Source organism: Niastella soli (assembly GCF_017742245.1).
GTDB lineage: Bacteria > Bacteroidota > Bacteroidia > Chitinophagales > Chitinophagaceae > Niastella > Niastella soli.
In genome coordinates this window covers 55,951-68,206 of the sequence record NZ_JAGHKO010000014.1, presented here as the reverse complement: position 1 = coordinate 68,206, position 12,256 = coordinate 55,951, and the positions used below count along the sequence as shown (strand labels likewise).

Annotated in this window: 9 protein-coding genes; 4 read left to right on the top strand and 5 right to left on the bottom strand. The window is 45.9% G+C overall.

What is annotated here, in order from left to right; translation table 11 throughout:
• Positions 1–678 (bottom strand): hypothetical protein, encoded by a 678-nt coding sequence (locus J7I42_RS29355; protein ID WP_209143005.1) that lies wholly within the window; start codon positions 676–678, stop codon positions 1–3.
• 177 nt (positions 679–855) lie between these two features.
• Between J7I42_RS29355 and J7I42_RS29350 the strand changes: the two genes are divergently transcribed.
• The 3 genes from J7I42_RS29350 (at position 856) to J7I42_RS29340 (ending at position 5,112) form a co-directional block, all read left to right on the top strand.
• Entirely contained in the window at positions 856–2,160 is a 1,305-nt protein-coding gene (locus J7I42_RS29350; RefSeq protein WP_209143003.1) for a hypothetical protein, read from the top strand.
• Between the two features lie 178 nt (positions 2,161–2,338).
• Positions 2,339–3,205 carry a hypothetical protein gene (locus J7I42_RS29345; protein WP_209143001.1) on the top strand — a complete coding sequence of 289 codons (867 nt, stop codon included), beginning with the start codon at positions 2,339–2,341 and terminating at the stop codon, positions 3,203–3,205.
• Between the two features lie 260 nt (positions 3,206–3,465).
• Positions 3,466–5,112, top strand: a complete 1,647-nt coding sequence (locus tag J7I42_RS29340) for a family 43 glycosylhydrolase (protein ID WP_209142999.1) — start codon at positions 3,466–3,468, stop codon at positions 5,110–5,112.
• A 66-nt stretch (positions 5,113–5,178) separates the two neighbouring features.
• Here J7I42_RS29340 and J7I42_RS29335 read toward each other — a convergent pair whose 3' ends face one another.
• Both J7I42_RS29335 and J7I42_RS29330 read right to left on the bottom strand, forming a co-directional pair.
• Entirely contained in the window at positions 5,179–6,198 is a 1,020-nt protein-coding gene (locus J7I42_RS29335; RefSeq protein ID WP_209142997.1) for a pectate lyase family protein, read from the bottom strand.
• Positions 6,199–6,493: 295 nt separating this feature from the next.
• Positions 6,494–7,477: a GlxA family transcriptional regulator gene (locus J7I42_RS29330; protein ID WP_209142995.1), complete on the bottom strand. Its 984-nt coding sequence runs from the start codon at positions 7,475–7,477 to the stop codon at positions 6,494–6,496.
• 143 nt (positions 7,478–7,620) lie between these two features.
• Here J7I42_RS29330 and J7I42_RS29325 point away from each other — a divergent pair, with 143 nt between their 5' ends.
• A complete protein-coding gene (locus J7I42_RS29325; protein ID WP_209142993.1) occupies positions 7,621–8,115 on the top strand; it encodes an SRPBCC family protein in 495 nt (164 codons plus the stop codon).
• Positions 8,116–8,346: 231 nt separating this feature from the next.
• On the opposite strand, the gene J7I42_RS29320 is transcribed toward J7I42_RS29325, so the two are convergent.
• A complete protein-coding gene (locus J7I42_RS29320) occupies positions 8,347–9,435 on the bottom strand; it encodes a glycoside hydrolase family 43 protein (RefSeq protein ID WP_209142991.1) in 1,089 nt (362 codons plus the stop codon).
• A gap of 29 nt (positions 9,436–9,464) precedes the next feature.
• Positions 9,465–12,209 (bottom strand): beta-galactosidase GalB, encoded by a 2,745-nt coding sequence (gene galB / locus J7I42_RS29315; protein ID WP_209142989.1) that lies wholly within the window; start codon positions 12,207–12,209, stop codon positions 9,465–9,467.
• Positions 12,210–12,256: the final 47 nt, after the last annotated feature.

Sequence of the window (12,256 nt, the reverse complement as noted above, 5' to 3'; positions counted from 1 at the left end):
CTACTTGGTTATTTGGGCAACAGGCATGGAAACGATCAATAGAATAAGTGTTATCAGAAAAATACTGCCAGCGAAGATCAGGCTGGTAAAAGCTACTTTGATCCGGGATAGTTTAGTGCCAACACCGCAAAGGAACATTACAATACTAAACACCACCGTAAATAAAGTATAACTGTCGGATATCATGTTGTTTCTTTTCGCTTCCTCCCATAGTTCTTCTGCTTTGCGCATAGCAGAGTCTGAAGAATTTTTTGAGGCTTGCATCATTCGTTGATAGGCAGGCGTTTCCAGGGGATTCACCGGGGAATTGCTGTTTTGGATTGGTTTTGTATTGTACCAGTCAGATAATATGGAAGCCAGTTGGGTGTGGCTTCGATGAAGATAATAGTTGATCTTGTCCTGCCGGTTCTCAATGACTGCGTCAATAAAACTTAAGGCGATAGTTGCATCTCTTTCTCTTTGCTGGGCCGCTATTACAGTGTATTCATTGGCCCGCCTGTAACTAAAGCTTGCCTCCGCCATGCGAAAGTTCTGTTCTCCATTCCATAGGGTGCTTTGATAAGTGCACCAGGCAACTGCCAGGGATGCAATAGATAATAACACGGTGCCAAGAATTTCGAGCCGCGTCCGTTGGTCAACTTCCTGGGTGGTGGGAATTGTTGTTGTATTGGTGGTCATAGCCTGCCTTTATATATAACAAGACACGCGGCAGGTGCGCATTCCATCAAATTCAACCGGGTTATTTTCGTCATAAACCCATTTATAAGCAATTCGTCCCGCTCATTGCGGGTTTCATTACAGTTGGCATTGCCGCCCGCCATGGAAAGCGGTACCTATGCAGGCAAAAAATTAGCCATGAAAAAGAGTATGATCATCGCAGCAGTCCTGATGCTGCTGGTTTCCTGTACAAAGAACAAGGATAACAAACCGATTGAGCCCGATCAACCCGATATAGAACAACCGGTGAGTGATCCGATTGTTACGGAACCCGGACAGTCTGCCGGCGTTGCCGTGCAAAAAACTATTGGCCCATCGGGTGGTACCATTACCAGTGCTGATGGTAATGCACAATTGGTCATTCCGGCCGGTGCGCTCGACCAAAACCAGACCATCACCCTCCAACCTATTGAATCAAAACTGCCAGGCAGTATGCAAAAAAATGCATACCGGATCGGACCAGCAAATCTCCCGTTTAAACAGGACGCTGAGCTTGTAGTAAAATACACCAGCAAAGAGATCCATGAAGCGTCGCCTGAATTGATGCAGGTGGCCGCTCATCAAAGCAATGGGAAATGGAAAAGAGTGGGCCCTGTTGTCAAAAACAAGACAGCAAAGACCCTTTCTGCAAAGATCAGGCGGACCTGGGATTACACCCCATTTCTGGAGTACCACCTCGAAGACAATAAAACAAAAACCGATACTGCTGTTATCTCCCTGTTGGTGGGAGAAAAAGTTGAGTTTAGTGTAACTCATATTGTTTGGGATAAAGACAGTACGCTGCGAGTGCCATTGATAGTTGGACCGAAAGAAGTTAGTGTATGGCAGATCAATGGCGAGCCCAATTTACCGGTCACCCATCCCAATGGACATTTTGAAGGCGAAGAAGCGGCAAAGAGGTCCATCAATTATGTGGCGCCGGTAAAGGTGCCTGCTGAAGATACCGTGTCAGTTTCCGCGCAATTGTTATTGGGCAGCAACCGAAGCATTTATTTGTTGGTGCGCCAGGTGGCCATTGTTGATCAAAACAGGATCCGGATCGATGGTAGATGGTACAATGCCAAAGCAGGTGCCATATACACTGGTGGCTTGTTGATGATCACCCTGGGCGATATCTCGAACCCCTCAAAGCCTGTTAATCTTAATATCAATATGATGTCTGTGACCGGCCCCGGCACCTATTCATTTTCTGACGCAACGGTGGTTACATTCCTCGATGGTGCCGTAACACCCGTAAAAGGCTGGGAAAGTTATTATACCGATATACATGGCAAAAGGATTCATGCAGGAGGATCGGTTACCATTACGGCCGGTGGTATCCAGGTAGGGCAACCGTTGGAAGGAAGGGTTGAAGGGGAATTATTACGGGTTGTGAACAGCACCACCGGGCAGGTAGAACGGGTGGCGGTATACGGTAGCTTCGGCGTGATATTGGGTGGATAGCCTTATTCCTGATGGAATTAGCATGATGGAGATATGGTCCTGAGCGAGCCTGCAGGGAGCGGAGTCGAAGTGTCGAAGAGTTTCAGCGCCCTGACCGTAGCGTCAGGGTTTTTTATTGACAGTAAGCTTTCTTATTTTTATTTTAGCAACTGTACGTCATAGTAATAAAATTTACCAAATGAGAATAAGCGCTTTGTTTGCCGTATTAATGTTTTTGACCACCGCCGGGTTCTCCCAGGTACCTTATAGAAAATACAAAGCCGGTGAAGTTTATAAATACCGGTTGACCACCATCGCTGACCGCGTTAATTTTAAGAGTAAAACCATTGCTGTTTCTGAACATCGGGTGGTCAATGAGGATAATATATTGGCCGAAGAAATTAAATGGTTGAGTTTAGTATCGATGACCGATAAGTATAAGGCGCGGCTGGATTCCGTTGCCCATAAGGTAAATCCTTATAGGATCTCGCTGTTGCCGGAAGGAAAGGTCTTGTTGCCTAAATTGAACATTCCGTCTATGACGGGACCGATAACCGATCTGAATACTTTTTTTGTAGCTGTTGCTCCGGCAAGCAATGCCCAGCAATTGTCTGAAAATAATCCAGTGATCAACAGCGGGGTAGTGCGGGAAGGCGATTTTACCAATGGGCTCACTATATTATATGGCAAAGATTGTATTGTGATGTCACAACATTTGATCGCCACTGATAAAAGATACACCATTATCAGGACCGACTTTACTCCACCGGATTCTTTTTGTTTAAAACCCCTGGTGGATACCATTGCCAGTAAAACGTTTGACAAACCCAATAACTTTCAGATGATACAAAAAGGCGATGACAATAGACTGTATCTATATTGGGGCGTGGAAACCTTCTCCATTACTTCTAAGATCGATAAGCGTACCGGTGTTATAGTGGATGCCACTATGGAAAATACATTGGATCTTCGGATGCGTGTTCATATATCCCCCGATCTCAAGACCTATGCAGATGAAATACCATTTTTAATTAAGCGGTCAATGCATCTGGAATTGCTGAAATAACAGCCCAACAAGCATTGTTTCATTCATCACTGGTGAATCAATGTAGTTTAGTTAATGCCTGTTATAAGGAATCCCCTCCTGGGAGGGGCAGGGGTGGGTCAGTTTGCGCCCTCCCGATACATCGGAAGGATTTAGCACTCCGTTTTTCTTAACTAAACGACATTGACTGCTGAATAGGCAACACTTGTTATTGTTAAATGAAACTTTCATACTTTGTATTTAGGTCGTAAATTGGCGCATCGATTGTAATAAGTATGAAAATGACAATTAAAACTGTTTTTCATTTCCTGCTATTAGGATGCTTGCCGGTGATGCTGAAGGCGCAACAAACAAAAGCACCCAATAAAAACTACCACAACCCGGTGTTAAAAGGTTTATATGCCGATCCGGATATTATTTTCTCCATAAAAACAGGTAAGTTCTATTTGTATCCAACCAGTGATGGGTTCACCAACTGGACGGGGACCTATTTCAAAGCATTTTCTTCCCCCGACCTGGTAAACTGGAAAGAAGAAGGAGTGATCCTCGATCTGCCTAAAGAGGTGAGCTGGGCAAAAGTAAGGGCCTGGGCGCCCTGCATCATTGAGAGAAAAATCAATGGGACCTATAAATACTTTTTCTATTTCTGTGGGGAACAAAAAATTGGCGTGGCAGTGAGTGATAGCCCTACAGGGCCATTTGTAGATACCGGCAAACCATTAATAGATAAACGTCCTGAAGGAATTACCAAAGGCGGACAAACCATCGATCCGGATGTTTTTCAGGACCCGCAAACCGGGAAATATTATTTATACTGGGGTAATGGGTATATGGCAGGGGCTGAATTGAATGATGATATGGTTTCCCTGAAAATGGAGACACTGAAAGAATTAACACCAGATAAAACATTCAGGGAAGGCACACATGTATTTTTCAGGAATGGCCAGTATTATTTTATGTGGTCGCAAAACGATACCCGTGATCCCAATTATTGTGTGCGTTATGGAACAGCCAGCGGACCACTGGAGAAAATAAATATTCCCGCCAATAACCTGGTAGTGTTTAAAGATTCAATTGCCGGTATTTATGGTACCGGGCACAACTCCACCATTCAGGTGCCCGGCAGGGATGAATGGTACCTGGTGTATCATCGCTTCAATTATCCCAATGGAATAAACATGGGCCGCGAGGCGGGCTACAACCGGGAAGTGTGTATTGATAAAATGGAATTCAATGCGGATGGTACTATCAAACAGGTACAACCAACCCACACTGGAATAAAACCAGTAAAAGTAAATGTAGCTACTGTTGCGCTGAATATTTTTACCCTGGGCGATAGCAATGGTTCCTTTCCCTATAGCTGGCCCAAACAACTGGAATGGGCATTGCCGGGTGCAGACGTGTTCAATCTCAGCAAATCGGGCCGCACAATCGGGTTTGTGAACAATGGCGACAGCACCCTGAACTCGTTGATGATGATAGATGAGAACCTTAAAAAAGCAGCTGAGCATACGGGGGGCCGTCCATACGATTTCATTGTACTGGATCTGGGTACCAACGATGGGAAGGCCGTATTTGCCAACAGACAACAGGAAGTGCATGCTAATCTGGAATTGTTAATAAGAAAAATAAAAGGGTGCAGTTATCCGGCCATCAATAAAGCTTCCATCATCATTATCGCCCCCACGCCCTATGGTTCCAAAGCCGAAGCAACAGAAAAATATGCCGGTGGCAACAATAGGGTGGCGGCCATGAGCAAAGCATTTGAGCAGATAGCAAAACGCAATGGTTGTTTGTTTGTGAATGGTTTCAAAACACCCGGTCTTGATATAGAAAGCATGACTGCCGATGGATTGCATTTGGACAATACCGCTTCGCGCAAATTGATTGAACCGGTGGTGCAGTTGATGATCAAAAAAAGAAAATAACAACAAAACCCTCCCAATGTATCGGGAGGGTTTTGTTTGGATGATCATCAACCTTTAATAATTTACTTACTTGTTGCCTGCGTTACCGGTAACAGCGCTGGGTACGCCACTTCCAGTTGTCATGGTATAAGCGTAAGGAACGCTAAATACAGAAGAGTTGGGCGCCCAGGTTGGAACACTGGTGCCTGAGAATACATTCCCGCTGTTCCAGTTGATCTTTCCCTGTGCACTGGTGCTGGAGCTGTAATTCTTCCAGGCATTGCTTTGATTCAGGAAATAGCAATTTTCAACTTTGATCTGGCTTTCATTGCCAACGCCTACACAATAATTAGAGCCAGCTGCGGCATAATAATTATTGTAACAGTGTACCTGGCCAAAACGAACACGGGGCATTCTTTCCTGACAACCGGCATCGTACCAGTTGTGGTGCATGGTCACATGCAGTTTGCCGCGGTCAGTAGTTACATCATCCCCATTACCGATCAGGTTTACAAAATTATGGGTGGTTTGACTGGAATAATTGAACTTACACCAGGACACAGTAACATTATCAGATGCCCGTACAATATCAAGGGCCCCATCGGCGCAATTGTTAAAGGCGCATTTGGTAACGAATACTTTTGTACTACCTGAGATCTCCAGGCCATCACCTGTTCCTACGCCGGAAGGGTTGGTGATGTTCAGGTTCTGGATGATCACATTCGTTTTGTTGGAAACCGACAAACAGCCAATAACCCCTGAGCTGGAATTAGCACCAATAATGGTTTTGTTGGAATTGATACTAACGGCACTGGAACCGAGATTCAAATTGCCGGAAACGGTAATTACCTGTGAGGTGGTTGATTGCGCGGCTGTTCGGAAAGCTGCAGCGGTGGTAACTGTTACGGCATTGCCCGAACCTCCGGTTGTACCGGCGGCGAATCCGTTAGCAGTAGCTACCGTAAATTCTGTGGTAGCAGTCTGGTCGCCTGATAGGTCGGAATCCTGAGGTTCATTACCGTTCTTGTTACAGCTTACCATTAGTAAGCCAACAGAAAGTGTAGCGCCGGTAAACAGGGCGCCAAATGGCAGAATCGTTTTTTTCATACTGGCAAATGTTTAATGTTAATGTAAATGGTTATGATAGAGCGCTCTAAGCATCTTGAAATAAGATACCCATAAAAATAGGGACAGGAATTGACCTGTAAATAATTTGAATGGTTGAACTCTTTTAGGAGAGGGAGTGTTGGGCTGCGTATCTTTTAGGCTGAATTACGTGTACCCGCTTACGTATTATAACTATTTGTGTTACCCTTCTGTACTATTAAAGTTACCGGGGTTTTTTCGTTTGCTGGGTGGGGGTAGTGAATTTATTTACGCAATCGTTCCCGGCACCCTTTGGCTAATTCAGGTTGCCTTCCTTATTGAATTTGGCTTTGTAGTCGAGCGGTGATAATCCGGTGATCTTTTTAAATACTTCACGGAAAGCTTTGTCATCTGAATAGCCTACATCGTTCATTACTTCAAAAACGGTTTTTCTGCCATTCTCCAATGCTCTTTTGGCTACCTCTACTTTTACCCGTTGTAAATATTCCACGGGGGTATTGCCGGTAGCTTTTATAAAGCGCCGGTCGAAGTTGCGCCGGCTGATGGCCAGTTTGGAAGCCAGCTCTTCGAATGAGATCTTTTCACCCAGGTTGGCTTCAATAAAATTCTGCGCCTCGCACACCAGGTCATCACCATGGTTCTTTTGTATTTGAAAAATAAGAAAGGGTGATTGGGACGATCTTTCAATATCTATCTGAAAGATCTTTGAACAGTAAATGGCCGTTTGGCGGTTAAAGTATTTTTCAACCAGGAATAAACACAGATTCAAAAAGGAGAACGCGCCGCCGTTGGTATAAATACCCGGTTCGGCTGCAATGAGTTTATCGAGGTGCAAATTAATGTTGGGAAACAGGCGTCTGAAATCGGTAGCTACATTCCAGTGGGTGGAACAGGTTTTCCCTTCCAGCAAACCGGTGGCGGCCAGCAGGAACGCGCCTGAGCAGATGCTGGCTATTTCGGCCCCGTTCTTATATTGTTCCCTGATCCATTCTATCAGATCCAGGTTTTGCTCTATAACGAATTCAAAATCGCGACAGGCCAGGGAAGGAATGATCACCAGGTCGGTCTTACTGATGTATTTTATATGTAAAGGGTGTATGGTGAACAGGCCGGCATCGAGTTGTAATTCCTCCGCATAGCCAGCTACCTGGATGGTCATTTTGGGCTCATTACCGAGCCGTTGCCAGTATTCATTGGCCCGCTTTAGAATTTCATACGTGCCGGTTATGCTGCTTAAATTAACATGCTCGTTCGGGACAAGGATGACCACCTGTTTCATGATAAAGAATTTGTACACTAAAGATACGGTAATACTTTGTCCAAATCAACCCAGCAAAATGTCTAATTAGCACCCAGATGATACAGCATTAAGACAGTAGCTTTGTTATTACAACATTTTAAAACATCTTAAATTTTATACTTATGGCATCAAAAGATTATACAACTTCCATTGAAGTGGAGCAAACACCAGCAGAAGTTTTTGCAGCTATTACCAATCCCCGTGCTTGGTGGTCGGTAGAAATTGAAGGCAAGGCAGAGAAGGTAAATGATGAATTTTATTATCACTACCAGGATGTACACCGGAGTACCATGAAATTAACAGAAGTGATGCCGGATAAGCGGGTGGTTTGGCAGGTGGTCGACAATTACTTCAATTTTACCGAGGACGAAAAAGAATGGACAGGCGATACCATTATTTTTGAGATCACCGGGAAGGGAAATAAAACCCAGCTGACATTTACCCAGATGGGATTAACCCCGGAAAATGAATGTTATGACGTTTGTGAGAAAGGCTGGGGCCATTATATAGAAAATAGCCTGTACAATTTGATCACTACTGGCAAAGGACAGCCAAATCCAAAGGAAGGCGGTTTTAATGAGCAGCAGGTGAAAGAGATTGAAAGTCGTAATGCGTGAAAGACCTGTTACTTAAAATAATGACGTCCCGCCTCAGCGGGATGCCATATAAAAAGCGAAAGACCTGTAAGGTCCGCCATCGGGTCTTGAATGATCAGTTAGATGATGCGGTCCTGACAGGTCTTATTGGATTTTAGAACAAGACCTGTCAGAGCTTGTCCCGCTTTGCGGGATGCAATTCAGCCCGCTAATATGGCAGGCCCCAATGATGCACCTTACAGGTCTTTATCCTTATTTCTGCGAATGCACAGTCTGTATACTTCCATCAGCATTGTAAACTAATGGCGCCACTTTTACATTGCGTAAATGTGTTTTGCCCGAGAGTTGTACATCGTGATAGAACAAATACCACTTGCCATCTTTTTCAATAATGGAATGGTGATTTGTCCAGCCTTCTACCGGCGCTAACAACAAGCCTTTATACGTAAAAGGTCCATATGGACTATCGCCAATGGCGTAAACAATATTATGAGTGTCGCCGGTTGAGTAAGAAAAATAATATTTGCCATTGTATTTGTGCATCCAGGCTGCTTCGAAAAAGCGCTGGTCGTTATTCTTCTCTTTATATAAGTGTCCGGTGCTGTCTAAAATTTTGATCTCTTTCACCGGTTCTGCAAATGACTTCATATCTGCGCTCAGTTTGGCTACCCGGGGTAATACAGCCAGTTCATCAGGTTGATGCAATTTGCCGGCGCTGTCGTATTTATTGTTGTTCCATTTTTGTAATTGTCCGCCCCAGATGCCACCAAAATACATATAGAACGATCCGTTGTCATCTTTGAATACACAGGGGTCGATGCTATAGCTGCCTTTAATGGGTTCCTTTTCAGCGGTAAAAGGTCCTTCCGGTGTTTTTGACGTAGCTACGCCAATATGGAAAACATCTTTTTTATCTTTTACGGGGAAGTACAGATAATAAGTATCATTGGCAAATGCTGCATCGGGTGCCCATAGTTGACGGCCGGCCCAGGGAATATCTTTAATGTTCAGGGCAACACCATGATCAGTTATTTTACCACCAACGGAGTCCATGGAAAGGATATGGTAATCCATCATGTTGAAATGATCGCCATTGTCATTTTCCGGGGTGCCGGTAGCTGTATCGTGCGATGGATAAATATAAATGCGGCCATTAAAAACATGCGCTGAAGGGTCAGCGGTGTAAATATGCGTCACCAGGGGCTGTGACGTGTATTTGTTATTTTCAGGAGCGGTTTTCACTTCGCTTGAATCGGCAACAGGTGCTTTGTCTGAGGCGCCATCGTTGCAACTGCATAGGGCAGTGATAGCGGAAGCAAGTATAACAATGTTTCTTTTCATATGTTTTAATTGATGTGCTTGTATGTGGTTTAATTTGTTTTTATAATTGTTTTGGCGGTTGTAAGTCCTTTCGCAGTGGCGGTAACCGTAATAGTGCCTGGCATTCCTTTCTTTGCACGAACGATCACCAGCGCCAGTCCTTTGAATGCATTTCTTTCTTTGGACGGAAAAGGTTCCAGATTGGCGGCATCGCCGTTATCGGTAGCCACTATTTCACCAGGGCCGGTAATGCTGAAGGATATCAGGTCGCTGGCTTCCGGCGCCAGTATGCCATGGGCATCTGTGATTGTCAGAGTAAGGAACGACAGGTCATCACCCGTTGTCTGGAGGAGGTTTCTGTCGGCCTGTAGGTGTAATTTTGTCGCGGGGCCTGCAGTTTGTACGGTGTCAGCCGCCCAGGGTTTACCGTTTTTATAAGTAACTACGCGCAAGGTGCCGGGCTTATACACTACGCTATCCCAGCGAAGCCGGTATTCATAAGGGCCTTTCTTTTTTCTGCCCAGTGATTGGTTGTTTAAAAACAATTCGGCTTCATCGCCCGAGGTGAATACATGCACCGGAGTGATCAGACCGGTACGTTCGGGCCAGGTCCAATGAGGAAGGATATGCGCCATAGGCAGGTTGGGCCGCCAGCGCGCCTGGTACAGGAAAAAGCGGTCTTTCTTAAAGCCGGCCAGGTCAATAATGCCCGAATAAGAACTGCGGGCGGAATAGTAGGGGGTTGGTTCACCCAGGTAATCCCAGCCACTCCATACAAACTCACCAGACACATAAGGATGCTTATCCTGCGAAGCAAATACTTTGTCGGGTGAGGCGCCAAACGCCGCTGTATACAGCTCATACGCGCTTACAAACTTATTAACGGGGTCACCGCCGGTGCTATCGCTTACGGGCGCACTGATCCCATTATATACAGGGAAAATGTAAGTGCCGCGGGAGCTTAATGCCGAGGCGGTTTCACTGCTAACGATCATTTTAGCAGGGAACTTACTATGAAAGGCCGGGTATAGAGGCGGTGTTCTGATGCCCTTAAGATGCGCATAGGCCGGTGCATCGCGGATGCCCTCGCCCTGGTAGTTCAGACACAGGATGTCCATTTCTTTGGGGAAGGGCATATCGGGTTTGGCGTAGTTCATGGAAGCGGTGGCCGGCCGGGTGCTGTCTTCATCATGTACAATGTCAGCTAATTTCCTGGCTACTACGGCTCCCGTGTCGCCGGTATATTGTTCGCCCACCTCATTGCCAAAACTCCAGGCAATGATGGAAGGATGGTTTTTATCGCGTCTGATAAATGACCGGGTATCGGGTTCATACCAGTCGGGGAAGATAAGGTGAAAGTCATGCGGTGTTTTTTTTCTTTCCCAGCTATCGAATATTTCATCGATCACCAGGAAACCCATCCTGTCTGTTAGTTCCAGCAATTCAGGGGCGGGTGGGTTGTGCGATAAGCGGATGGCATTACAACCCAACTCACGCAACAGCTCCAGTTGTCTTTCTGCCGCCCGCGTATTAAAGGCGGCACCCAGAGCGCCCAGATCATGGTGTTGGTTAACCCCCTGTAAGTGCACCGGTTTTCCATTTACCTGCAAGCCTTTTTCGGCATCGAATACAAGCGTCCGGATGCCGAAACGGGTTTCATATTCATCTATAAGTTTACCATTGCTGTACGCCCGGGTAACGGCCAGGTACAGGTTGGGTTTTTGTAAAGGCGCTGGCCCCCACAGCAAGGGGTTTTTAATGATTATTGAGTTATTGATCTGTGTTTGCTGACCGGCGGGAATGGTATGGGGAGCCGGGGGAAAGGTGGCTACTTTATTGCCTGCTTTCCCGGTTTTTTCATTGACGGTAAATATTTGTGTAACCAGTTCAATGCGCTGATCGGAGGTAGCGCTGTTCTCCAGGGTAACAGCCAGGTCAACGGTGGCTGCTGCGGAAGAAACATTTTTTGTATGTACGAATGTGCCCCATTGGGCCACATGCAGGGGTGACAGTTTGGTTAACCATACATTGCGATATAAACCGCCACCGGGATACCAGCGGGCGGAATTGTTGGGATTATCGAGCCGAATGGCCAGTTGATTTTCGCCACCGGGTTGGATATAAGGGGTGAGGTTAAGCCGGAAAGAATTGTAGCCATACGGCCAGCCACCAACCAGGTTGCCATTCAGCCAAACCAAAGCATACGACATGGCGCCATCCACATCCAGGTAGATCATCTTTCCTTTATCTGTAACCGGAATATCCAGTTTGCGGCGATACCAGGCCACGCCAGGACTGGGCAGCCGGCCCATGCCGCCACCCACTTCTGCCGGCTCGCCTTTGAAGAAAGGGCCTTTGATAGCCCAGTCATGCGGCAGCGTCACCTGTTCCCAGTCGGCATCATTAAAGTGGTTTTGTACAAAGGGGAAGTCACTCCCGGGGTTGCCAGCAGGTCGTTGGTGATGTTTGGTTGGGTCTTTTATGAATTCGTTGGCAGAAGGGAGGATCCAGTTCTTTAATACGTTTGTTGTGGAAGTAACAGTGACCGCCTCGGTAGGTTTTGAATCAGCCACTATATTGTCATTCCGGTCAGCGACCTCGGGTCTGATGTCGTAGATCAGTTTGTCGGGCGTGGATGAATATTTCATAAACTTCCAGCCTTCGTTGATGGCTATGCGTTCCCTGGCCTTGTTCACCTGGGCAGTGGTCACTGGTAACAGACCGCCATTTATTACCAGGCATAAACAAAGTATCCTGACTGAAGAACGAAGACACCGGGCTGTGATCAACTGCATGGACAACTATTTTTCAAAATTGAATATACTGAATTAAAAAAAAACTA

Coding starts and splice junctions, on each gene's coding strand:
- J7I42_RS29355 (WP_209143005.1), bottom strand. CDS start 678: ATGACCACCAATACAACAACAATTCCCACCACCCAGGAAGTTGACCAA.
- J7I42_RS29350 (WP_209143003.1), top strand. CDS start 856: ATGAAAAAGAGTATGATCATCGCAGCAGTCCTGATGCTGCTGGTTTCC.
- J7I42_RS29345 (WP_209143001.1), top strand. CDS start 2,339: ATGAGAATAAGCGCTTTGTTTGCCGTATTAATGTTTTTGACCACCGCC.
- J7I42_RS29340 (WP_209142999.1), top strand. CDS start 3,466: ATGACAATTAAAACTGTTTTTCATTTCCTGCTATTAGGATGCTTGCCG.
- J7I42_RS29335 (WP_209142997.1), bottom strand. CDS start 6,198: ATGAAAAAAACGATTCTGCCATTTGGCGCCCTGTTTACCGGCGCTACA.
- J7I42_RS29330 (WP_209142995.1), bottom strand. CDS start 7,477: ATGAAACAGGTGGTCATCCTTGTCCCGAACGAGCATGTTAATTTAAGC.
- J7I42_RS29325 (WP_209142993.1), top strand. CDS start 7,621: ATGGCATCAAAAGATTATACAACTTCCATTGAAGTGGAGCAAACACCA.
- J7I42_RS29320 (WP_209142991.1), bottom strand. CDS start 9,435: ATGAAAAGAAACATTGTTATACTTGCTTCCGCTATCACTGCCCTATGC.
- galB (WP_209142989.1), bottom strand. CDS start 12,209: ATGCAGTTGATCACAGCCCGGTGTCTTCGTTCTTCAGTCAGGATACTT.